At 64.3% G+C, this 23,524-nt stretch carries 20 protein-coding genes and 3 tRNA genes; 4 read left to right on the top strand and 19 right to left on the bottom strand.

Annotated elements, in window-relative coordinates; genetic code table 11:
- Positions 1–43: 43 nt before the first annotated feature.
- The 4 genes from DK254_RS07450 to DK254_RS07465 form a co-directional block, all read right to left on the bottom strand.
- Positions 44–119, bottom strand: a tRNA-Glu gene (locus DK254_RS07450).
- Between the two features lie 53 nt (positions 120–172).
- Positions 173–248 (bottom strand) — tRNA-Ala (locus tag DK254_RS07455).
- Between the two features lie 277 nt (positions 249–525).
- Positions 526–2,010 (bottom strand): glutamate--tRNA ligase, encoded by a 1,485-nt coding sequence (gene gltX / locus DK254_RS07460; RefSeq protein WP_109933267.1) that lies wholly within the window; start codon positions 2,008–2,010, stop codon positions 526–528.
- Positions 2,011–2,059: 49 nt separating this feature from the next.
- Positions 2,060–2,980 carry a LysR family transcriptional regulator gene (locus DK254_RS07465; protein ID WP_109933268.1) on the bottom strand — a complete coding sequence of 307 codons (921 nt, stop codon included), beginning with the start codon at positions 2,978–2,980 and terminating at the stop codon, positions 2,060–2,062.
- 107 nt (positions 2,981–3,087) lie between these two features.
- On the opposite strand from DK254_RS07465, the gene DK254_RS07470 reads away from it, so the two are divergent.
- Positions 3,088–4,122, top strand: a complete 1,035-nt coding sequence (locus DK254_RS07470) for an HlyD family secretion protein (RefSeq protein ID WP_109933269.1) — start codon at positions 3,088–3,090, stop codon at positions 4,120–4,122.
- Positions 4,123–4,165: 43 nt separating this feature from the next.
- Positions 4,166–5,671, top strand: coding sequence for an MDR family MFS transporter (locus DK254_RS07475; protein ID WP_256595848.1), 1,506 nt, complete (start codon positions 4,166–4,168; stop codon positions 5,669–5,671).
- A gap of 18 nt (positions 5,672–5,689) precedes the next feature.
- On the opposite strand, the gene uvrB is transcribed toward DK254_RS07475, so the two are convergent.
- Entirely contained in the window at positions 5,690–7,705 is a 2,016-nt protein-coding gene (uvrB, locus tag DK254_RS07480; RefSeq protein WP_109933270.1) for an excinuclease ABC subunit UvrB, read from the bottom strand.
- Between the two features lie 183 nt (positions 7,706–7,888).
- On the opposite strand from uvrB, the gene DK254_RS07485 reads away from it, so the two are divergent.
- A complete protein-coding gene (locus tag DK254_RS07485; protein WP_109933271.1) occupies positions 7,889–9,085 on the top strand; it encodes an amino acid aminotransferase in 1,197 nt (398 codons plus the stop codon).
- Between the two features lie 69 nt (positions 9,086–9,154).
- Positions 9,155–9,230 (top strand) — tRNA-Asn (locus tag DK254_RS07490).
- Positions 9,231–9,381: 151 nt separating this feature from the next.
- Here the strand turns inward: DK254_RS07490 and DK254_RS07495 are convergent.
- The 14 genes from DK254_RS07495 to DK254_RS07560 form a co-directional block, all read right to left on the bottom strand.
- The gene (locus DK254_RS07495; RefSeq protein ID WP_109933272.1) at positions 9,382–9,741 is read right to left on the bottom strand and encodes a type II toxin-antitoxin system HigA family antitoxin; all 360 of its coding nucleotides are present in this window, start codon (positions 9,739–9,741) and stop codon (positions 9,382–9,384) included.
- On the bottom strand, positions 9,731–10,039 hold the full coding sequence (locus tag DK254_RS07500) for a type II toxin-antitoxin system HigB family toxin (protein WP_109933273.1): 309 nt from the start codon (positions 10,037–10,039) through the stop codon (positions 9,731–9,733). Before DK254_RS07500 ends, DK254_RS07495 begins: the two co-directional genes overlap by 11 nt.
- Before the next feature lie 316 nt (positions 10,040–10,355).
- The gene (locus DK254_RS07505) at positions 10,356–10,679 is read right to left on the bottom strand and encodes a helix-hairpin-helix domain-containing protein (RefSeq protein ID WP_109933274.1); all 324 of its coding nucleotides are present in this window, start codon (positions 10,677–10,679) and stop codon (positions 10,356–10,358) included.
- A gap of 189 nt (positions 10,680–10,868) precedes the next feature.
- Complete coding sequence (locus DK254_RS07510) at positions 10,869–12,863, bottom strand: nucleoside-diphosphate sugar epimerase/dehydratase (RefSeq protein ID WP_109933275.1); 1,995 nt, start codon at positions 12,861–12,863, stop codon at positions 10,869–10,871.
- A 61-nt stretch (positions 12,864–12,924) separates the two neighbouring features.
- Positions 12,925–13,947 carry a glycosyltransferase family 4 protein gene (locus DK254_RS07515; protein WP_109933276.1) on the bottom strand — a complete coding sequence of 341 codons (1,023 nt, stop codon included), beginning with the start codon at positions 13,945–13,947 and terminating at the stop codon, positions 12,925–12,927.
- Positions 13,944–14,903, bottom strand: a complete 960-nt coding sequence (locus DK254_RS07520) for an SDR family oxidoreductase (protein WP_109933277.1) — start codon at positions 14,901–14,903, stop codon at positions 13,944–13,946. Before DK254_RS07520 ends, DK254_RS07515 begins: the two co-directional genes overlap by 4 nt.
- Before the next feature lie 57 nt (positions 14,904–14,960).
- Complete coding sequence (locus DK254_RS07525) at positions 14,961–16,115, bottom strand: tetratricopeptide repeat protein (protein ID WP_256595824.1); 1,155 nt, start codon at positions 16,113–16,115, stop codon at positions 14,961–14,963.
- 6 nt (positions 16,116–16,121) lie between these two features.
- Positions 16,122–16,424, bottom strand: a complete 303-nt coding sequence (locus tag DK254_RS07530; protein WP_089393788.1) for a lipopolysaccharide assembly LapA domain-containing protein — start codon at positions 16,422–16,424, stop codon at positions 16,122–16,124.
- Between the two features lie 28 nt (positions 16,425–16,452).
- A complete protein-coding gene (ihfB, locus tag DK254_RS07535; RefSeq protein ID WP_009621012.1) occupies positions 16,453–16,737 on the bottom strand; it encodes an integration host factor subunit beta in 285 nt (94 codons plus the stop codon).
- 135 nt (positions 16,738–16,872) lie between these two features.
- Complete coding sequence (gene rpsA, locus DK254_RS07540) at positions 16,873–18,555, bottom strand: 30S ribosomal protein S1 (protein WP_109933278.1); 1,683 nt, start codon at positions 18,553–18,555, stop codon at positions 16,873–16,875.
- Positions 18,556–18,784: 229 nt separating this feature from the next.
- Complete coding sequence (locus DK254_RS07545; protein ID WP_146219581.1) at positions 18,785–20,071, bottom strand: sulfotransferase family protein; 1,287 nt, start codon at positions 20,069–20,071, stop codon at positions 18,785–18,787.
- The gene (locus DK254_RS07550) at positions 20,028–21,149 is read right to left on the bottom strand and encodes a glycosyltransferase family A protein (RefSeq protein ID WP_256595849.1); all 1,122 of its coding nucleotides are present in this window, start codon (positions 21,147–21,149) and stop codon (positions 20,028–20,030) included. Before DK254_RS07550 ends, DK254_RS07545 begins: the two co-directional genes overlap by 44 nt.
- 201 nt (positions 21,150–21,350) lie before the next feature.
- A complete protein-coding gene (locus DK254_RS07555; RefSeq protein ID WP_109933281.1) occupies positions 21,351–22,802 on the bottom strand; it encodes a glycosyltransferase family 4 protein in 1,452 nt (483 codons plus the stop codon).
- A gap of 9 nt (positions 22,803–22,811) precedes the next feature.
- A complete protein-coding gene (locus DK254_RS07560; protein ID WP_158546405.1) occupies positions 22,812–23,519 on the bottom strand; it encodes a glycosyltransferase family A protein in 708 nt (235 codons plus the stop codon).
- Between the last annotated feature and the right edge of the window lie 5 nt (positions 23,520–23,524).

Here is a 23,524-nt window from a genome sequence, read left to right on the forward strand (position 1 = left end):
ATGACTCTGGCGGACGACGCGAACGCATCGTCGCTGGAATAAGTGGCGTCCCCTAGGGGACTCGAACCCCTGTTACCGCCGTGAAAGGGCGGTGTCCTAGGCCACTAGACGAAGGGGACGCAAACCTTCGATTTTCGGCTCCGCCGCGAAGCGGCGAAACCTACTGGTAATTTGGTGGAGCTAGACGGGATCGAACCGTCGACCTCTTGCATGCCATGCAAGCGCTCTCCCAGCTGAGCTATAGCCCCAAAGTACCGCTACATCTACCGTTCCGCTTCGCCCTGTGGTTCAGTTCGTCGCTGGAACGGGGCGCATCTTAAGAGTGAGGCGTAACCCTGTCAACAAGAATTTTCGACTTTTTTAAATTTTTTCTCCCAAAGAACAATCACTTAGGAAAGCCCCCAGGTTTCCCCCGTCCTTCGCCCGGTACTTCGGGCCCCGCGCATGGCGGATTCGCCCCCGGATTATGGACATGAAAAAGGCCGGGCGCCCGGAGGCGGCCGGCCTTTTGTCAGGAGGCTTCCGTCAGCCGGCGATGGCGTCGCGGATCTTCTCCCACTCCTTGGCTTCCTTCTTCGACGCCCCGCCCAGCAGCTCCAGGGCCTGGCGCAGGCGATAGCGCGACAGGTCGGCGCCGAGGATCTCCATGGCGTCGAGCACCGACACCGAGCTGGCATGGCCGGTGATGGCCGGGAACATCAGCGGCATGACGTCACGCAACTTAAGGCCCAGGTGCTCGGCCACCGCCTGGATGCAGGCGGTGATCCTGTCCTTCTCCCACTGGCGCAGCGCTTCCAGCTTCCACAGCACCAGTTGCAGGACCTGGCGCACCTGGGTGGCGTCGAGCTTCTTGTGCTCGAACAACCTGGCGTCCAGCGGCACGCCGCCGCTGAAGAAGAAGCTGGCCAGCGGGGCGATCTGGCTGAAGTTCTCCACCCGGCCCTGGACGTGGGGGGCGATCTTCATCAGGTACTCGGGGTTGAGCGCCCACTTCTGCACTTCCCGGGCGAACTCCTCCACCGACTGCTCGCGGATCCACTGGCCGTTCAGCCAGGACAGCTTCTCCATGTCGAAGATCGGCCCGCCGAGGGACACGCGGGACAGGTCGAAGTTGTCGATCATCTCCTGCAGGCTGAACTTCTCGCGCTCGTCGGGCATCGACCAGCCCATGCGGCCCAGGTAGTTCAGCAGCGCCTGGGGCAGGAAGCCCATGCGCTCGTAGAAGGTGATGGAGGTGGGGTTCTTGCGCTTGGACAGCTTGCTCTTGTCCGGGTTGCGCAGCAGCGGCATGTAGCAGAGCACCGGCTGCTCCCAGCCGAAGTACTCGTACAGCTTGATCAGCTTGGGCGCCGAGGGCAGCCACTCTTCGCCGCGCAGCACGTGGGTGATGCCCATCAGGTGGTCGTCGACCACGTTGGCCAGGAAGTAGGTGGGCAGGCCGTCGGCTTTCATCAGCACCTGCATGTCCATGCGGTCCCACGGGATCTCGACGTCGCCGCGGAGCATGTCCGGGACCACGCAGACGCCTTCGGTCGGCACCTTCATGCGCACCACGTGGGACTCGCCGGCGGCGATGCGGCGCTGCGACTCTTCCTTCGGCAGGTGCATGCAGTGGCCGTCGTAGCGCGGGGTTTCCTTGCGCGCCTGCTGCTCGGCGCGGATGGCGTCCAGGCGCTCGGAGGAGCAGAAGCAGGGGAAGGCGTGGCCCTTCTCCACCAGCTCATCGCTGTACTGCTTGTAGATGGCGCCCCGCTCGCTCTGCCGGTACGGGCCATGGGGGCCGCCGACGTCCGGGCCTTCGTCCCACTCGATGCCCAGCCAGCGCAGGGCGTCGAAGATCTGCTGTTCCGACTCGCGGGTGGAGCGTACCTGGTCGGTGTCCTCGATGCGCAGGATGAACTTGCCGCCGTGCTGACGGGCGAAGCACAGGTTGAACAGCGCGATGTAGGCGGTGCCGACGTGCGGGTCGCCGGTGGGGGACGGCGCGATGCGGGTGCGGACAGTGGTCATGAAAGCTCTCGTGAAAACCGGAATGAAAGATGCGGGCAATAGCCTGCATTCATGGGGGCGATGTTATCAGGCGCGCCGCCCCCGGCTCCAGCCGATGGGCCTCGTCGATGGGCAGGCGGTGGATCAGGTAGTCGAGGAAGGTCTTCACCTTCATGGCCTGGAAGCGCCGCGAGGGGTAGACCGCATAGAGCTCGCCGATCGGCAGTTGCACCTCCGGCAGCAGGCGTTCCAGGCGGCCGCTTTCCAGCGCCGCGTCGACGATCAGCTCCGGCAGCGAGGCGATGCCCGCCCCGGCCAGCACCGCCTCGCGGGCGAAGGAGATGTTGTTGCAGGACAGCACCCGCTGGCAGGGCACGCTCTCGTTCAGCAGCGGCCAGTAGCGCTGCGAGTCCTGGGCCAGCAGCACCGCGCGATGCCCGGCCAGGTCCTCGACATGCAGCGGCCGCCCGTGCTGCTCCAGGTAGCCGGGGCTGGCGCACAGGCAGCGGCTGGTCACCAGCAGGCGGCGGGCGATCAGCGTCGAGTCCTCCGGCTGGCCGACGGTGATGGCGATGTCCATGCCCTCCTCCAGCGGGTCGACGGTGCGCGAGCTGAGCTCCACCTCGGCGGTGATCTGCGGATAGAGGCGCATGAAGTCGCCGAGCACCTCGCCCAGGTACATCTGGCCGAACTCGATGGGCGCGGTGATGCGCAGCAGGCCGGACGGTTCCTGCTGCAGCTGCATCACCGCCTGCTCGGCCTCGGCGAAGTCGAGCATGATCTGCCGGCAACGGTCGTAGTAGGCCTGCCCCACCTCGGTCAGGCGCAGCTTGCGCGTGGTGCGGTTGAGCAGGCGCACGCCCAGGCGCTCTTCCAGCAGCGCGATGCGCCGGCTCACCGTGGACTTCTGCATGCCCAGGCTGTGGGCGGCCTGGGTGAAACTGTGGAACTCCACGACCCGGGTGAAGATCAGCGCATCATCCAGCCCCATTATTGTTCCCTATAAACAACAAAGTTTCCGAATTGTAGCGACTGCGCCCCGGCCGGGAACACTGTTACATTGGCGGAAAAATTCCGCCAAACAAACGCTCGTTTATCATGCCTGCACAATTGAAACGCCGCCTGAGCATCTTCTTCGCCCTCTTCTGCCTGGTCGCCCTGGCCTTCCTGGCGCGCTGGTACTTCATCGGCCGCTTCCAGGAAACCACTGACAACGCCTACGTCCAGGGCGAGATCACCCGCATCGCCAGCCAGCTGGGCGCGCGCATCGACCAGGTGCTGGTCACCGACAACCAGCACGTGGAAAAGGGCCAACTGCTGGTCAAGCTGGAGGACGCCGACTTCCGCCTGGCCCTGGACCGCGCCAGGGCCGCCCTGGCCACCCACGAGGCGGAGCTGGCCCAGGCGCGCAGCAAGCTGAAGGGCCAGGGCAGCACGATCGCCGCCAGCGAGGCCGACCTGAACGCCACCCAGGCCACCTTCGGCCGCACCCAGATCGACCTCAACCGCGCCCAGACCCTGCGCAAGCCCGGCTACGTTTCCGAGGAACGCGTCACCACCCTGACCGCCGACTCCCACGTCGCCCGCTCGCAAGTGGCCAAGGCCCAGGCCGACCTGCAGGCCCAGCGCATCCAGGTCGACGCCCTGAACGCCGACATCAAGCGCCTGCAGGCGCAGATCGACGCCTCCCGGGCGGAGATCGCCCAGGCCGAGATCAACCTGGCGCGCACCGAGATCCGCGCCCCGGTGGCCGGCCTGGTCGGCCAGCGCGGCGCGCGGGTGGGGCAGTACGTGCAGGTCGGCAGCCAGTTGCTGGCGCTGGTGCCCGACGAAGGCATCTGGGTGCAGGCCAACTTCAAGGAGACCCAGGTCGGCCACATGCGCCCGGGGCAGAAGGCCCGGCTGATCCTCGACAGCTTCCCCGACACGCCCATCGAAGGCTGCGTGGACAGCCTCTTCGCCGCCTCCGGCGCCCAGTTCAGCCTGCTGCCGCCGGACAACGCCACCGGCAACTTCACCAAGGTGGTGCAACGCATCCCGGTGAAGATCACCTTCGCCGCCGACAACCCGCTCAAGGGTCTGATCCGCCCGGGCATGTCGGTCGAGGCCGAGGTGCAGATCGGTGAGCGCTGACCCGCTCCTGCGCCCCGCCGGCGAACCTACGCGGCGCGACTGGATCGCGGTACTGGCGGCCATGCTCGGCGCGTTCATGGCGGTGCTCGACATCCAGATCACCAACTCCTCGCTGAAGGACATCCAGGGCGCGCTGGCCGCGACCCTGGAGGAAGGCTCGTGGATCTCCACCTCCTACCTGGTCGCGGAGATCATCATGATCCCGCTCACCGCGTGGCTGGTGCAGCTGCTCTCGGCGCGGCGCCTGGCGGTGATGGTGTCGATCGGCTTCCTGTTCTCCTCGCTGCTCTGCTCCTTCGCCTGGAACCTGGAGAGCATGATCGTGTTCCGCGCCATGCAGGGCTTCACCGGCGGCGCGCTGATTCCCCTGGCCTTCACCCTGAGCCTGATCAAGCTGCCAGAGCACCACCGGCCCAAGGGTATGGCGCTGTTCGCCATCACCGCCACCTTCGCCCCGTCGATCGGCCCGACCCTGGGCGGCTGGCTGACCGAGAACTTCGGCTGGGAATACATCTTCTACATCAACATCCCGCCGGGCCTGCTGATGATCGCCGGGCTGCTCTACGGCCTGGAGAAGAAGCCGCCGCACTGGGAGCTGCTGAAGAGCACCGACTACGCCGGCATCGTCAGCATGGCCATCGGCCTGGGCTGCCTGCAGGTGTTCCTCGAGGAGGGCCACCGCAAGGACTGGCTGGAGTCCAACCTGATCGTCAGCCTGGGCAGCATCGCCCTGGTCAGCCTGATCCTGTTCATCATCCTGCAGACCTCGCGGCCCAACCCGCTGATCAACCTGGGCATCCTGCGCAACCGCAACTTCGGCCTGTCGAGCATCTCCAGCGTCGGCCTGGGCATGGGCCTGTACGGCTCGATCTACGTGCTGCCGCTGTACCTGGCGCAGATCCAGGGCTACAACGCCATGCAGATCGGCGAGGTGATCATGTGGATGGGCGTGCCGCAGCTGTTCCTGATCCCGCTGATCCCCAAGCTGATGAAGATCATCGAGCCGCGCCTGCTGTGCGCCATCGGCTTCGGCCTGTTCGGCCTGGCGAGTTTCTGCTCGGGGGTGCTCAACCCGGACTTCGCCGGCCCGCAGTTCAACCAGATCCAGCTGCTGCGCGCCCTCGGCCAGCCGATGGTGATGGTGACCATTTCGCTGATCGCCACCATCTACCTGCAGCCGCAGGACGCCGGCTCCGCCTCGAGCCTGTTCAACATCCTGCGCAACCTCGGCGGCGCCATCGGCATCGCCCTGCTGGCGACGCTGCTGGATAGCCGCGCCAAGGTCTATTACGACTACCTGCGCGAAGCGGTGGTGCCGGTCAACGGCGCGGTGGACGAGCGCCTCGCGCAGTTGACCGCGCAACTCGGCAGCCAGCAGGCGGCGCTGGGGGAAATCAGCGTGATCGTCCACCAACAGGCGACGATCATGGCCTACAACGACGCCTTCCACGCCATCGGCATCGTCCTCGCCATCAGCATGATCGCCGTGCTGCTGACCCGCCCGCTGCCGAAGGGCTTCGGCGCCCAGGCCAGCGCTGCCGCGCACTGACCCAAGCGCGGGTGGAGGTCAGCCGACCTCCACCAGGCGTTCGCGCAGCTTGTGGATCTCGTCGCGCACCGCGGCGGCGGCTTCGAACTCCAGGTCGCGGGCCAGCTGGTACATCTTCTCCTCGAGCTGGCGGATGCGCTTGCTGATCTCGTTCGGCGAGCGCAGTTCGCCCTCGTAGCGCCCGCTCTCCTCCGCCACCTTGGCCACGCCGCGGCGCTTGCCCTTGGCGCCCGGCACGCTGGCGCCCTCGAGGATGTCCTTGATGTCCTTCTTCACACCCTTGGGCACGATGCCGTTGGCTTCGTTGAAGGCGATCTGCTTGTTGCGCCGCCGCTCGGTCTCGTCCATGGCTCGCTGCATCGAGCCGGTGACGTTGTCGGCATAGAGGATCGCCTTGCCGTTGAGGTTGCGCGCGGCGCGGCCGATGGTCTGGATCAGCGAGCGCTCGGAACGCAGGAAACCTTCCTTGTCGGCGTCGAGGATGGCCACCAGGGACACCTCGGGCATGTCCAGGCCCTCGCGCAGCAGGTTGATGCCCACCAGCACGTCGAAGGCGCCGGTGCGCAGGTCGCGGATGATCTCCATGCGCTCGACGGTGTCGATGTCCGAGTGCAGGTAGCGCACGCGCACGTCGTGGTCGCCGAGGTAGTCGGTGAGGTCCTCGGCCATGCGCTTGGTCAGGGTGGTGACCAGCACGCGTTCCTCGCTGGCCACGCGCCGGCGGATTTCCGAGAGCAGGTCGTCCACCTGGGTCGAGGCCGGGCGCACTTCGATCTGCGGGTCGACCAGGCCGGTGGGCCGCACCACCTGCTCGATCACGCGCCCGGCGTGCTGCTCTTCATAGGGGCCGGGGGTGGCGGAGACGAAGATGGTCTGCGGGCTGATCGCCTCCCACTCCTCGAAGCGCAGCGGCCGGTTGTCCAGCGCCGAGGGCAGGCGGAAGCCGTATTCCACCAGGGTTTCCTTGCGCGAACGGTCGCCCTTGTACATGGCGCCGACCTGGGGAACGCTGACGTGGGATTCGTCGATCACCAGCAGCGAGTTGGCCGGCAGGTAGTCGTAGAGGGTCGGCGGCGGCTCGCCGGGGCCGCGCCCGGAGAGGAAGCGCGAGTAGTTCTCGATGCCGTTGCAGTAGCCCAGCTCGAGGATCATCTCCAGGTCGAAGCGGGTGCGCTGCTCCAGGCGCTGGGCTTCCACCAGCTTGTTGTCGTTGCGCAGGTAGTCCAGGCGCACCTTGAGCTCTTCCTTGATCTGCTCCACCGCCTCCATCAGGGTTTCCCGCGGCGTCACGTAGTGGCTCTTGGGGTAGAAGGTGAAGCGCGGCAGCTTGCGGATCACCTCGCCGGTCAGCGGGTCGAAGGCGGAGATGTTCTCCACTTCGTCGTCGAACAGCTCGACGCGGATGGCCTCAAGCTCCGATTCCGCCGGGAAGATGTCGATGACGTCGCCGCGCACGCGGAAGCTGGCGCGGGCGAAGTCCATGTCGTTGCGGGTGTACTGCAGGCTGGTCAGGCGGCGCAGCAACTCGCGCTGGTCCATGCGGTCGCCGCGGTCCAGGTGCAGGACCATCTTCAGGTAGGACGCCGGATCGCCCAGGCCGTAGATGGACGACACGGTGCAGACGATGATCGCGTCCTCACGCTCCAGCAGGGCCTTGGTCGCCGACAGGCGCATCTGCTCGATGTGGTCGTTGATCGACGAATCCTTCTCGATATAGGTGTCGGAGGACGGGACGTAGGCCTCCGGCTGGTAGTAGTCGTAGTAGGAGACGAAGTATTCCACCGCGTTGTGCGGGAAGAAGGTCTTGAACTCGCCGTAGAGCTGCGCGGCCAGGGTCTTGTTCGGCGCCAGGACCATGGTCGGGCGCTGCACCTGGGCGATGACGTTGGCGATGCTGAAGGTCTTGCCGGAGCCGGTCACCCCCAGCAGGGTCTGGTGCGACAGTCCGGCCTCCAGCCCCTCCACCATTTGTCGGATCGCTTCGGGCTGGTCGCCCGCCGGCTTGAAGCGCGAATCCAGTTGGAAAATCGACATGGGAACCTCGCTGTGGGGTGTGACGCGGGCAGAATTGCGGCGTCAAACCAGGCGAAAGCATGCGCGATCAACTCGCAGCGTGCCATAGAGGCCTATATAATACCGGCCCGTCGACGCATCCCCCAGCGCCGTGCGCGGGGGTTGCATTTGCATTCTCACTCCCGCCTTAGAGCTGCTGCCAAAATGAGTCTGTTCTCCGCTGTCGAAATGGCCCCCCGCGACCCCATCCTGGGCCTGAACGAAGCCTTCAACGCCGACACCCGCCCCGGCAAGATCAACCTGGGCGTCGGCGTGTACTACAACGAGGAGGGTCGCCTCCCGTTGCTGCGTGCCGTACAGGCCGCGGAGAAAGCCCGCATCGAAGCCCACGCCCCGCGCGGCTACCTGCCGATCGAAGGCATCGCCGCCTACGACCAGGGCGTGCAGAAGCTGCTGTTCGGCGCCGACTCCGAGCTGCTGGCCGAAGGCCGCGTGGTCACCACCCAGGCGGTGGGCGGTACCGGCGCGCTGAAGACCGGCGCCGACTTCCTCAAGCGCCTGCTGCCCAACGCCACCGTGGCCATCAGCGACCCGAGCTGGGAAAACCATCGCGCGCTGTTCGAGGCCGCCGGCTTCCCGGTGCAGAACTACCGCTACTACGACGCCGCCAGCCACGGCGTGAACCGCGCCGGCCTGCTGGAGGACCTCAACGCCCTGCCCTCGCAGTCCATCGTGGTGCTGCACGCCTGCTGCCACAACCCGACCGGCGTCGACCTGAGCCTGGACGACTGGAAACAGGTCCTGGAGGTGCTCAAGGCCAAGGGCCACGTGCCCTTCCTCGACATCGCCTACCAGGGCTTCGGTGACGGCATCGACGAAGACGCCGCCGCCGTGCGCCTGTTCGCCCGGTCCGGCCTGAACTTCTTCGTTTCCAGCTCCTTCTCCAAGTCGTTCTCGCTGTACGGCGAGCGCGTCGGCGCGCTGTCGGTGGTCACCAACAGCCGCGAGGAGTCCGCCCGCGTCCTGTCCCAGGTCAAGCGGGTGATCCGCACCAACTACTCCAACCCGCCGACCCACGGCGCCAGCGTCGTCTCCGCCGTGCTCAACAGCCCGGAACTGCGCACCCTGTGGGAAGAGGAACTGGGCGAAATGCGCAGCCGCATCCGTAACATGCGCGTGGCCATGGTCGAGCAACTGGCCGCCCAGGGCGCCAAGCGCGACTTCGGCTTCGTCGCCCAGCAGCGCGGCATGTTCTCCTACTCCGGCCTGACCGCCGAGCAGGTGGAGCGCCTGAAGAACGAGTTCGGTATCTACGCCGTCGGCACCGGCCGCATCTGCGTCGCCGCGCTGAACAACGGCAACCTGGAAACCGTCACCCACGCCATCGTCCAGGTGCTCTGAAAAAAATCGGGGAAGTCATCGGTAGAATGTTGACTTCCCCTTTTTAATCAGTAAGATACGCCCCGTTGTTCCGCGATAGCTCAGTCGGTAGAGCAAATGACTGTTAATCATTGGGTCCCTGGTTCGAGTCCAGGTCGCGGAGCCAAATTCAAAAGCCCTCGGCACATGCCGGGGGCTTTTTCTTTGTAAGGGCCCCGGACCGTCGAGTCCAGGTCGCGGGGCCCAACACCCTTCAATAGCTTCCCAGGCCCAGCACGCCTACCCTCAACGAACCATGGCAGAACGCCGGAGCCAGACTAGGCAGCCCCGGCCAGCAGGCTCTCATAGGGGATATTCAAGCCATCATGCAGGCGCTTGATCATCGCCAGGCTGAGGCCACGCTTGCGATTCAGCACCTCTGAGACACGGCCGCTGCTGCCGATAAAGGGTTCCAGGTCGCGCGGGGTCAGCCCTCGTTGCTCCATGCTGAACTTGATGGCCTCGACGGGATCGGCCGGACCTATCGGGTAGTGCTTGTTCTCATACGCCTCGATCAGCGTCACCAGCACTTCCATTTCGTCAGCCTCAGCCGTGCCCTCTTCCGCCTGGAAGATGGATTCCAGGCGCTGGAAGGTCGCGCGCAGGTCCTCGTCGTTTCGGATGGGCTTAATATTCATTCACCGTCTCCACGTCTATCTGGTCGTACCAGGCATGGGTGCCGATGAACTTCACCCAGGCGATGCCACAGCGATACTGCATTTCCACAACCAGACGGTACTTGTTGCCACCGATGTTGAACACCACGCGGCTGTTGCCGCAGATGCTCGCGCTGCCGAATTGATTCTTCACGTCCTGTGGAGTCTTCCATTCAGCGTTGGTCGCCGCGTCGTACCAACTCTCCAAAGGAGCCTTGGCGTCTTCCTGGCCAGGAATCTCCCAGAACTTCACCAACGTGCTCTTTGCAATGACTCGCATCCGTCCCGAATCTCCCATTACGGGAGATTCTAGATCGAGAGTCGGTCGCCTGCCAAGGGCGGCCTCCTCCCATCCCTCTCCCGCCAGACATCAATCCTGAGCCCGCCGGTGCAGGCCCTCCACCTTGCCTTGAGAACGGTGCAGGTTCGTCGCTCAGGCGCCCCAACGCCTGCTCCATCTCCTCGGTCACCATCTCGGCCTGTCCTTCCAAGGTAATCGCCCCATGCTCGCTGCTGGCCATGGTCAAGCATCACCCCACCAACGCAACAATGAAAAAGGCCGGTCGCCCGGACCGGCCTTTCCATCGCGGAGCGCCTCAGTCGAGGCTGATCGCCTCCCGGTTGCTCTCCAGGATCGCCTTGCCGATGCCCTTCACTTCCAGCAACTGATCCAGGCTGGTGAAGGGGCCATTGGCCTGCCGGTAGGCCACGATGGCTTCGGCCTTGGCCTTGCCGATTCCCTTGAGCCGCTTTTGCAGCATCTCTGCGTCGGCGGTGTTGAGGCTGACTAGCCCTTCCTTCTCGTCGTGCATGGCGACCGTCGCCGGCGTCAGCTTCTCCGGCGCAGAGGCGGCGGCAGCCATGCCCGAGAGGGAAAGGGAAGAAAGCACGACCAGCAGTAGCGCGAATGCCTTATGCATGAATAACTCCTTTTAATCACTGGGTATGGCGAGCCAGAACGGGCTCGCCATTCACCTTTAGCGACAGGAGTGGGGCAAGGGGAAGAAGGGAAAATCACACTTTGAATGAATCAGGGGCTTCCTCGCCGATTGGACGAAGAGCCCCTCCTGCAACAAGGCAGCGTCCGACCGAGTGCCGGCCTTGATCTGTCAGGGTTCCATACGGCGCTGCTGGTGGACCAGGTCGACGATGTCGCCATCCGGGCAGTAGCCGTTGACCGAATCGCGCAGCAGCATGCGCACCTGGGCGTAGTCACCCCGCTCCACCGCCTTCAGCAGCGAGCCCAGCACCGCCTTGAACGCATCCCAGGGCAGCATTTCCTCGTTTGCCTTCATGATCATCGGGTGCTCGGTAGTGCCCACGTCGTCACCGATCAGCAGCTCCTCGTAGAGCTTCTCACCCGGGCGCAGGCCACTGAACTCGATGGCGATGTCGCCATGGGGCGTGCTCTCCGAGCGCACGCTGAGCCCCGACAGGTGGATCATGCGCTGGGCCAGCTCGAGAATCTTCACCGGCTGCCCCATGTCCAGCACGAAGACATCGCCGCCGCGCCCCATGGAGCCCGCCTGGATCACCAGTTGCGCGGCCTCGGGTATGGTCATGAAGTAGCGGGTGATCGCCGGATGGGTGACGGTCACCGGGCCGCCGCGCTTGATCTGCTCGCGGAACAGCGGAATGACCGAGCCGGATGAACCCAGGACGTTGCCGAAGCGCACCATGGTGAAACGGGTCTTGTTCACATGGTGCACGCCGGCCTTGTCGCCGAAGAGCACCGGCGCCGGCTCCTGGCTGAGCGCCTGCAGGATCATCTCGGCCAGGCGCTTGGTGCCGCCCATGACATTGGTCGGGCGCACCGCCTTGTCGGTGGAGATCAGCACGAAGTTCTGCACTCCGGCCTGGATCGAAGCCTGGGCCGCCTGCAACGTGCCCAGCACGTTGTTGAGCACGCCCTCGGAAATGTTGTGCTCGACGATCGGCACGTGCTTGTAGGCGGCCGCATGGTAGACGGTGTTGATCTTCCAACTGCCCAGCACCTCCAGCAGGCGCTCGGCGCTGCGCACCGAGCCCAGGATGGGCACCAGCTGCACCGGCAGGGACTCGCGGCGGATGCGCTGCTCCAGTTCCTGGTGGATGCGGTAGAGGTTGAACTCGCAGTGCTCGAACAGCACCATCACCGTCGGGCCGCAGCTCAGGATCTGCCGGCACAATTCCGAGCCGATGGAGCCGCCCGCCCCTGTGACCATCACCGCCTGGCCGCGGATGCAGTGCTCCAGCAGCTCCCTGCGCGGAGCCACCGGGTCGCGACCCAGCAGGTCGGCGATGTCCACTTCCTGGATGTCGTCCACCCTCACCCGGCCGTTGGCCAGGTCGATGATGCCGGGCACGCTGCGCACGTGCAGCGGATAGGGTTCCAGCAGCCCGAGGATCTCGCGGCGGCGCGCCCGCGAGGCCGAGGGAATCGCCAGGAGGACCTCCTGGGCGCCGGTCTCCTCGATCATCTGCTGGATATGCTTGGGCTTGAATACCCGCAAGCCGGCGATCACCCGGTTGGCGATCTCGTCGTCGTCATCGATGAACGCCACCGGGCGCATCGCCCGCCCCAGGCGCAGGGCGGCCACCAGCTGGTTGCCCGCGGTACCCGCGCCGTAGACCGCGACCTTGGTCAGGCCATCGTCCTGCTTGAAGAAGGGCACGACCTGGACTGCGCTGTACCAGTCGCCCATGAAGTATTGGCGCATGGCCAGGCGAAGGCCGCCGACCATCAGCAGGCTCAGCCACCAGTAGTTGAGCACCAGGGAACGCGGCACCGCCTCGACGACCGAGCGGTTCCAGTAGACCACCAGCGAAAGCACCAGGGCCGAGATGGTCACCGCCTTCCAGATGGCGATCAGCGCATCGTTGCCCAGGTAGCGCATGACCGCCCGGTACATGCCGAAGCGGATGAACAGCGGTATCGCGATCAGGGGCGCGGCGATGAACAGCCAGGCATGCACGCGGAAGGGGTAGGTCAGGTCGTCCGTACCCAGGCGCACCACGAAAGAAAGCCACAGGGCCAGCCACACCAGGAACACGTCCGTGACCACCTGCAGCATTCGCTTGTAACGTCGGGGCAACCTCAGCAGGCGCTCTCGCAGCATATCCATTCGTCCTTCCCAGTCCGGGAGCGCAGTCTCCCGTTACATTGACCACCATTTCCCATGGAGTTCACTTCGGTTGGCCGTTTTCAGGCCCACCGGCACCCAGCACTGCCACGACCAGCACCAATGGAGCATAGGCAAGAATCAGTCCGGTCACGCCGTCGATCCAGCCCAACGCCACGAAAACGGCGATCGGCGACAGCCATATCAGATTAATCGCAGCCACGGACAGACTGATGGCGCGATGCTGGCCCAGACGCCGCGAAGCACGCTGGTAGGCATGGCTGCGGTGCGCTTCATGCACCCGCTCGCCACGCAGCAAGCGGCGCGCCAGGGTCCAGGTGGCGTCGACCACGAAGGCGCCCAACAGGATCAGCCACGACCAGAACAGCTGCGGAGCCTGCCAAGCCGCCTGCAAGGACAACCCTCCCAGGACGATGCCGAGGAAGCCGCTGCCGGCGTCGCCCATGAAGATTCGCGCAGGCGGGTAGTTCCAGGCCAGGAACCCCGCGGTGGCCGCGGCTAACAGCAGCGGCAGCCAGGCGGCCGAGCCCACCCCTGCCAGCCAGCAACAGAGCGCCGCACCGACGCAGACGGTGATCGCCTCCAGGCTGGCGATGCCATCGATGCCGTCCATGAAGTTGTAGAGGTTCAGCAGCCACACCAGGTAGAACAGCGCCAGCAGCGAACCGAACAGGCCCAGGTCCCAATGGCTGCCGGCGAACGGCAGGGCCGGCACGCCACCCAGCATGTAGAGCAGGAACCCCGCCCCCAGGAAGTGGCCGAGCAGGCGCCAGCGGGCCGGGACGTGGCGATGGTCGTCGACGAAGCCCACCAGGGCGATCCAGCCGCCCGACAGCAGCAGGGCAAGCATGCCGCGCGTATCGGTCAGGCCCATTCCCCAGGACAGCAGCAGCACCAGAAGGAAGCTCAGGACTATCGCCACCCCACCGCCCCTGGGCGTCGGGACACTGTGGGAGCTGCGCTCGTTGGGCACGTCCATCACACTGCGCGCGAGGGCGTAGTGGCGAACCCCGGCGGTGCCGGCCCAGGCCAGCAGCAGGGCGAGAAACGGCAACAGGAAGATCATCGCCGGGCCTCCCGGTACCAGCGAGCCGTCGCCGCCAGCGCCTGGTCGACGCCCACCGGCGGGCGCCAGCCCAGCAGCTCGCGGGTCTTGCCGATATCCACCTGCAACGAGCCCAGCACGCGCTGCGCCTGGGCTCCCCGCCCGAACAACACGGCCAGCCCCTGCAGCAAGGCGACCGGCACCGGCAGCAGCCGCGAACGTACGCCCAGTGCCGCGGCCAGGCGGCGGCACAGCTCGGCGCTGGAAAGGTCCTGGTCGTCGCTGACCAGGAAGACCTGGTTGGCGGCACGCTCGTGCCCCAGGCAGACCCGCAGCAGGTCGACCAGGTTGTCCCTAGCCACCAGGCTCCGCCGGTTGCGCACCCGCGCGAACGGCAAGGGCAATTGCCGCTGCACCGCACGCATCAGGCTGGCGAAGTTGGCCCCCACACCCGGGCCATAGATCAGCGGCGGGCGGATGACCACCCATTCCATTGCACAGTCTTCGGCCAGGCGCGACAGCGCCCGCTCCGCTTCCAGCTTCGACTGGCCGTAGGGGTCGGCCGGCGCCGGCGCGTCCTCGGCACGGAACGGCCGGCCGGGCGGCGTCGATTCGCCATTGACCTTGATTGAGCTGATGAAGATGAAGCGCCGCACCCCTGCCGCGGCGGCCTGGCGTGCCAGGTTGAGGGTGCCCTCGACGTTGACCGCGCGGAACTCGGCCAGGGGATCGTCCGCGGTTTCGCACATGACATGCACCCGGGCCGCGGCATGGACCACGACGTCCACGCCGGCCAGTGCACCGCTCCAGTCCTGGGTGGCGCTCAGGCCATCGATGGAGTGGACCTCCACGCCGGGGAACTCGCCGGGCAGGCGGGAACGCACCGCCACCGCCAGGCGCAACTCCGGTATCGCGGCAAAGGCTTCGAGAACGCCACGCCCGACAAAACCGGTGGCACCGGTCAGAAGTACTTTCAACACCACTCCTAGAGATTCAAGGCGCCGGGGCACCGTCCATGATTTCGGGCACTGGCATCACTGCTGGGGAGCAGCGATCGGCCTGAGCGTATTCCACCCGTGGCAGCCCGGGCATTGCCAGTGCAACTCGCGCCCGGCGAAACCGCAATTGCCGCAGCGATAGTGCGGCATCGATCGATACAGGCCGAGGATGATCGGCTGCATGTGGGTGAACAGCTCCTGGTCCGCCCTTCCGCCGCCCAGCGTACCGAGCATGTCCAGCAACCCTCGCCAGGAAGGCTGCTGCTGGACCTTGGCCAGCAACCGGCCGCGCCAGCCCTGCCCGTCCGCGTCGAGCTGGGCCAGGATCGCCAGCAGCGCCGGCGACGCATCCGGCGCCTCGGCCAGACGGCGCAGGCAGGCGAGGATCGCCGGCTCGACGCAACACTCGCGGCGCCGCAGCATGGGCAACAGCTCGCCGAGAAAACCGGCATCGGCCGCGCAGAGCTCGGTGATGGAAGCGTCGGCAGACTGGAAGTTGCGCTGCCACAGCTCGCAATCCAGGCGCATCAGCAAGGCGCGTACGCACTGGGGATCGACCCGCCGGGCCTCCTTGAGCAGCTCGCGGGCGCTGTCGCGGTCACCCCCACGGATGCGCTCCTGGGCCTGCTCGCAATAATAGTTGGCCAGCACCGTCTTCAACTGGGGCCGCCGCCCCACCAGGCGCGCTGCAAGCTCCACTGCACGCGCCCAGTCCTTCTCGCGTTCGGCGATGCGACGCAGTTCGTCCAGCGCCTCCAGCGAGGTGGCCTGGCCGTCGCGCCGCATCAGCTCGTCCAGCAACTGCTCGGCGCTGCCAAGCAACCCGCCGGCGATGTAGTCACGGGCGAGTTCGAGGCTGATCTGCGCGGACAGCTCGGTGTTGGCGGACGCCTTGCCCAGCAATTCCTGGTGGATCTGGATGGCCTTCTCGATATCCCCACGGCGGCGGAACAGGTTGCCGACATGAACGTGGCTTTCGAGCGTCTCCTCGTTCAGCGAAAGCCCCTGGGAAAGGCGCTCCAGTGCGTCGTCGGAATGCCGGTCGAGCAGGTTGTGCATGTTGCGCACCCGTTCGCGCAACGCCTCGTCAGCAGAAGCCGGCCGAGACCCCGGGCGCAACGAGCGGCGCCCCAGCCACCAACCGACGGCCAGGGCCAGGACGAACAGCAGCATCGCTACAACGCTGGACATCCCGGATCACTGGGTCTTCAGCGACTGGTCGCGCAGGGCCTGGTTTTCCTTGCGGAAGCGCGATACCTCGGAACGCAGCCCCGAGAGATGCAGGCGCGTGCGCGCCCGGAACGGAATGCTCAGCAGCAGGCCGATGACGCCACCCAGGACGAAGGACAGGGTGATGAAGACCACCAGCGGCCACTCAGGCGTCTGCCAGCCGAGGAAGGCCAGCTGGACCTTCTGCAGGTTCTCCAGGACGAAGACGACGATCACTGCGCATAGCAGGATGGCAGCCAGGAAGGCCAGAAAGCGTTTGAGCCGAAGCATGAAAAATCCTCGATCGTTCTCTAGCCGGCTACACGGGCTCGTTCACCCGATCGCGCAATTCCTTGCCCGGCTTGAAGTGCGGAACGAATTTACCATCCAGGCGCACCGATTCGCCGGTCTTCGGATTCCGGCCGACGCGCGGTGCACGGTAATGCAGAGAGAAACTGCCGAACCCACGGATCTCGATGCGATCGCCGGTCGCCAGAGCCTGGGACATCTGCTCAAGCATGGTCTTGATCGCCAGCTCCACGTCCTTTGCGGAAAGCTGCCCCTGATGGGTGACGATTCTCTCGATCAACTCCGACTTGGTCATGGTTTTCCCTTCTTTTTCAAGCGGCTAGATCAGCTCTAGGTTCTTTTAGCACGCAGCTCAAGCTTTGAACAGCCTAAAGGAGGGAAAACGAAAAAGGGCGACCGAAGTCGCCCTTTTTCTTGGAAGAATCAGGACTTAGCCCTGGTTCTCCATTTGCGCACGAATCAGATCACCAATGGTGGTCGGACCGGTGCTTTCTACTTCCTGCTTGCTACGCAGCTCTTTCATCGCATCCTTCTCGTCATCGACGTCCTTGGACTTGATGGAGAGGCTGATGACGCGGCTCTTGCGGTCGATGCTGATGATCTTGGCTTCGACTTCTTCGCCTTCCTTCAGCACGTTGCGGGCGTCTTCGACGCGGTCGCGGCTGATTTCGGAGGCTTTCAGGATGCCTTCGATGTCGTCGCCCAGGCTGATGACAGCGCCCTTGGCGTCAACTTCCTTGACGATACCGCGGACGATGCTGCCCTTCTCATGCTGGCCGGCGTAGCTGGAGAACGGATCGTCTTCCAGTTGCTTGATGCCCAGGGAGATGCGCTCGCGCTCCGGATCGACGGAGAGGATGACGGTTTCCAGCTCGTCGCCCTTCTTGAAGCGACGCACGGCTTCTTCACCGGCTTCGTTCCAGGAGATGTCGGACAGGTGAACCAGACCGTCGATGCCGCCTTCCAGGCCGATGAAGATACCGAAATCGGTGATCGACTTGATGGTGCCGGAGATCTTGTCGCCCTTGTTGAAGCGGCTGGAGAAATCTTCCCACGGGTTGGACTTGCACTGCTTGATGCCCAGGGAGATACGACGACGCTCTTCGTCGATGTCCAGAACCTGAACTTCCACTTCGTCGCCAACCTGAACGACTTTCGACGGGTGGATGTTCTTGTTGGTCCAGTCCATTTCGGAGACGTGTACCAGGCCTTCCACGCCCTCTTCCAGCTCGGCGAAGCAGCCGTAGTCGGTGAGGTTGGTGACGCGGGCCATGACGCGGGTGCCTTCCGGGTAACGAGCCTTGATGGCAACCCACGGGTCTTCGCCCAGTTGCTTCAGGCCCAGGGATACGCGGTTGCGCTCGCGGTCGAACTTCAGAACCTTGACATCGATCTCGTCGCCGACGTTGACGATTTCCGACGGGTGCTTGATGCGCTTCCAAGCCATGTCGGTGATGTGCAGCAGGCCGTCTACGCCGCCCAGGTCCACGAATGCGCCGTAGTCGGTGAGGTTCTTGACGATACCCTTGACTTGCTGGCCTTCCTGCAGGGATTCCAGCAGGGCTTCGCGCTCGGCGCTGTTCTCGGCTTCCAGGACGCTACGACGGGAAACGACAACGTTGTTGCGCTTCTGGTCCAGCTTGATGACCTTGAACTCGAGCTCTTTGCCTTCCAGGTGAGTGGTATCACGCACCGGACGGACATCGACCAGGGAACCCGGCAGGAACGCGCGGATGCCGCTGACGTCGACGGTGAAGCCGCCCTTGACCTTGCCGTTGATAACGCCCTTGACCACTTCATCAGCGTTGAAGGCAGCTTCCAGAACCAGCCAGGATTCGGCACGCTTGGCTTTCTCGCGGGACAGCTTGGTTTCACCGAAGCCATCTTCAACCGCGTCCAGCGCAACGTGGACTTCGTCACCCACCTTGATGGTCAGCTCGCCCTGTTCGTTGTAGAACTGCTCGACCGGGATGACGCCCTCGGACTTCAGGCCGGCATGCACGGTGACCCAGTCACCGTCGATGTCGACCACGATGCCGGTGATGATGGCACCCGGCTGCATGTCGAGGGATTTCAGACTTTCTTCAAAGAGTTCTGCGAAGCTTTCGCTCATGTTTATACCTGTAGTCAAAGGCCTGTAGGCCCGGCTCCGCGCCACCAGCGAACGCGGTCAAGTGATGAAAAAGAAGCCAGCAGGATCGAGACTGGTATCCTGCCGGCCCCTGGCCGCGCCCGGCCGAAGCCGGGCACTCCACATTCAGTTTTTACGGGTTGCTCCGCCAGATAGGGACGAAAGCCTCCCAATACAAGGTCTGGAATGGTAGCAATCACTGTCGATAGCGTCAAATAGGCTTGGTGCCTATTCTCCCCACCCATTCGGCGCAACGCCGCAGGGGCTCCGTCGCTCGCCAGGACCTGCTGGACAGGATCGACTCGAGGCGCCCAAGAGTTGCAGAAAGCTCTGCGCGCAAGTCAGACTGCGTGGCCTCCGAGGAGGCAAGCGCTCCACGCAGGCCCTCCATCGACACCAGAAGAGCATCGCGCTCCCGCTCCACTGCCTGGAGCCGGGCCAGATACGCTTGCTCCTGTGCCTCGAACCAGGCCGCCGCCTGCCGATGTGCAGTCTCACCCGCCTGGACGGTGGATTCCAGGCGAGATATCCAACCGACCAGTTCTGCCTCTCGGGCAACCAAACGCTTATGGTCGCTGAGGTACCACTGGGCGGTCCTCCAGGACTCCTGGTCCATTTGTCCGAAATGTCGCAGCAATGGCCATACGTCGGCAAATTGGCGTTCCATGGCCTCGATCCGACGAACGCAGACCTGTTCTTCATCCCTGGCCAGCCCGCACAGCAGGTCATGGAGTTCAACCAGGGCCGGAAAGGCATCTGCATGCTCTCGCAGAAGCGATGCGTCGAAGCACGTATGCCGCAGGGAACGGTCCAGGATGCCCACGGAGAAACACTGGAACGACGCCTCCGAGAATGGCAGGCCCAGACGATCGGCAATCCGCAGCAGGGATTCACGCGGCTGCGCCATGAACATGTCGTAGTCGACTACGACCATGCGCCTGGTAACCGCGAATCGCAAGGCCCTATACATGTGCTCGTACCACAGCATCAGGCTCTTCGCCGTGGAAAAGCCGTCGCGCGCCTGTAACGAGGCGGCCACGCTCAACGGATGGCGGACGGGGACCACCAGTGCAACATCCACCCTTCTGGCATCCAGCAGCGGCATCCAGAAATCCATAAGACGCGGCAGGCGCGGATCCTTGATGCCAAACAGGTCATGGCAAGCCAGGCGTTGATCCAGCAACAGACCCATTCGCCGCTGCAGAACCTTGCCAGCCTCGCTACCCAGCAGGCCGGCGCCATCGACACCAACACAGGAAGACGAAGAGCCTTGCGCCGCGAATACCTGTTCGTTCAGTTCGACAATCGCGCTGTCCTCCCAAAACCCCCTGGGATTGTCCGGCCTCGGCGCGATGAGGTGCTCCCCGAAGTCCACCCCCAGGCACTCCAGCGCCGCGGACAACAGGCTGGTACCGGAACGATGCATGCCAAGTGTCATGACTACCGTTTTCAATTCATTTCCTACCTGACTGACAACGATCCCATCGAGCCGGTCCATCTCCACGTTCGACTACGACGTCTTGCGGATGGAGAAACCGGGCAGCGCCGGGCGCCTGGGGCACGACCAGAGCGCCAAGCCAATCCCGGGTCGCGAAGTAGTTGCTCACGAACGCAGCGCATTGACTCTCATCCAGGAGTCCGGACAACCGATAGACGGTGGCGGCGCGCTCGACCAACCAGCCGGGTGGCTCAGCGCAATCCTCGATGAGCAAGTGCAGCGTCGCCTTTCCGATGAGAACCTCCAGTTCCGGTCGAGAGCATTGCTTGATATCGCAGCCTCGTTGCAGGCAAACCACAAAAATCCGTACCGGCGGACGCCGATACTGGCCCGGCCGTGACAAATTGAGCAGCGGTTCATCCACCAGCCGGCGGCGATATCCATCGGCCAGCGATTTTCGCCAAGCCGAGTTGGCGCAAAACTCCCGATGCGCCAGGCGCAACTCTCGGCAGGCCTGGCGCGGGCGACGGTTGGCATGCCCCAGTCGCGACCTGGGGTGCCTCCGATAGAACATCAGCGCCTCGCCTATCACCCTGCCCCGTACTCCCAAGCTCGCCAGGCGGATCCAGAAATCCCAGTCCTCGTACAAGGCACTCCGGACCTCGGAAAAACCGCCCACAGCCGCCCAGGCAGAACGCGAGAACACAGCCGAGACCCCAAGGTGATTGACGTGGGCCAGCAACACCGGATCGAGGTCTCGGGTCTTGACCAACCGCCGCTCCCTTCCGAACAGTTGCAGCCAGCTATGGGCCAGCCCCAGGCCTGCATCCGCCTCCAGCATGACCACACACTTCTCCAGGTAAGACGGAGCCAGAAGGTCATCGGCGTCCAGGCAACAGACATACCGCCCTCGAGCCTTAGCGATGCCCGCATTGCGTGCAGCCCCGGGGCCGACATTGGCTTGCCGGAGAACGGTCAATGAGGTGAGCCGCTCGAGCAACACGAGCAGACGACGAGTGGCGGGATCATCGGAACCATCGTCTACCAGGATGACCTCGAAGTCCTGCAATGTCTGCTCGCGCAAACTGCGCAGCGCCTGCAACAGATAACGGCCATAGTTGAAGCAGGGAATGACCACACTGACCAAAGGCAATTCAGAGGCCCAGGGTTCAGCCGTAGCAGGTTCGCCAGGCAGACTTCCGCATGGGCGCGAGCCCAGCATCCAATGGAGCGCAGCTCGGCCCGGATTCCCCGTCATACGCCGTAATGCGGGCCGGCACAGGAACCAGAACCGCTCTGCTCCCGAACGAATCGCCTCTGCCATCGACATAAATGGCACTCACTCGACCAGCTGCGGTGCGGCACATGTCGGCAAGTATCCCGGCACGGCGGCAACCTCTCGCGTAAAAGTGGCCCAGACATGCCGCCCGCGCATTCGGGCCTGGGCATTGGTCACTTTCCTTTCGGCCCGCTGAGGATCCTCCAGCACTCGCCTGATCATCTCGACAAAGGCAAGCGGCCCTGCCGCAGCATCGAGGGGATAGCCGCTGTCCTCCTCGACCAGCTCCGCTATACCGCCCACCGTCGGCGCGACTATGGGAAGGCCTGCGGCAGTAGCCTCGAGCAGGACGTTCGGCAAACCGTCGTAGGCGGAGGTATAAAGGAAAACGCCATAATCACCCGCCTGGGCGATTGCCGCGAAACTGTCGAAGCGGCCAACCAGGGAAACGTTCGGCAATGCCTTCAGGCGCTGCAGCACATTTGAGTCGTAGGCGGGGTCGGCTTCACCATGGACATCGAAGCCCACCTCCGGCATGGCCCGGGCGATTTCATAAAGCAGCTCGGGGCGCTTCTGAGCGGCCAACCGTCCCGCCCACAGCACCTTCCTACCCACTCCAGGCGCGCTGACGATCTCGCCGATGAAGGGGAAATACAAAGCATGCAGACGCTCCCGCGGAAGGCCGTCACGCCGCTGGATGAGCTCGAGAAAGTGCTGGTTGTCAGTGAAAACACCAGCCAGGTGCATCCATGCCTTCGGCAGGAACTCTGTGGCATAGCCACAACGCACCCCGTTGCGGTCGACATCGTCGCAGTAGACGCTGGCAAACAGGCGCTTGCCACTGCTAACCAGCGGTTTGCCGAATCGCTCGAACAATTGCCAACCCAGCAACGAATTGATCAGGTGCAGCGTACTGGCCGGACTCTGCAGCAGCAGCCGCAGCAACACCAGTTCACGATCCTCGTCGCCGGCATGTCGCGTCAGGCGTCCGAACTCGACCACCCTGGCCGCTGCCGGCAGGCGATTGATCCAAGGTGAGAGGACATCCCGGGTGATCACCACCGTCACCCGCAACCCCTGCTCCACACAAAGGTGAACATGGTGCAAAGTGCCCAGATCGGCCCCACCTCGCATCATGTGGGGAATGAGGAAAATCACTTGAGGCCGGCTGTCGACGAAATCAGCCAGCAATTCCCGGTAGAGCGCCGCTGCATGAGGATCCTCGCCTGGCTGCCAGGAACGGAAGCGGCCGAGCAGCTCATCGCTGGGATATAGCGCCGGCTCGATATGCGACAGTTCGCGTAATTCCTCGACTATCCAATGCGGCAGCGCTGCCGCTGCAGCGCCCTGAATCGGCGCAGCCTCCGGAAAGTAGCGATACTTGAGACGGCGGCAGGACACCACGAACTGCTGCAGCTGTCGCTCATTCAGGCAGCATCGCAGAAGCGCGAACATCCATCTGTAGGCGTGCCAGGCAAGCCATGCGAGGAGTTTCTTCAGACGTACGGACATCAAAACCTCTTACTTCCAGAATCCATCGGCGAAGAATGGCCCCGGGCGCACGACGACCTGCTGTCGCAAGCCGGCGCTCTGCCGGGAACCGGCAGGCTTGCGCCGATAGAACAACGCCGTCTGCGGCGCTGTGGTATGGCGCGCTCCGGCGGCCAGGGTAGCGAGGCTCCAGTCCCAGTCCTCGTAGCCGAAGCCGGTCCTGGCCATGTTCGCCTCCCGATAGGGGCAACGCAGGAACAGTTCCCGAGACGCGAACACCGTCGAGGCCCACAGATGGTGTTTGAAACAGGTCTCAGGGCTCCCCTTCCCGGTTAACTGATCGCTCTGCCGGGAAAACTCCCAGGACTCGCCGAAAGTCAGCAGATAATCGGTATGCACGACTACCTCGCCAGACTGCGCAGCCAGGGCGCTCGATGCCTCGGTAATCCAGTTCGCCGAACAATAGTCGTCGCCATCGAGAATGCCGATCAGTTCGCCGTCCGCCTCACTGACTCCCAGGTTGCGCGCCAGGCCAGGATCCCCCAGGGATGCCTCTATGACTCGATCCGTCGGACGCAATACCGGATGCTCGCGGACCATTCGCAGCGTGAACGGATCGGCATGGTCCAGTACTGCCAACAGTTGTACTTCGTGCCCGAACAGCTCGGCATGGCTACGCATGCGTTCGAAGCCGAACAGCGACCACTGTCCCAGTGTGCGCTCGCGATGGAAGGTCATAACCA

This window comes from Pseudomonas sp. RW407 (assembly GCF_003176655.1).
Taxonomy (GTDB): domain Bacteria; phylum Pseudomonadota; class Gammaproteobacteria; order Pseudomonadales; family Pseudomonadaceae; genus Pseudomonas; species Pseudomonas delhiensis.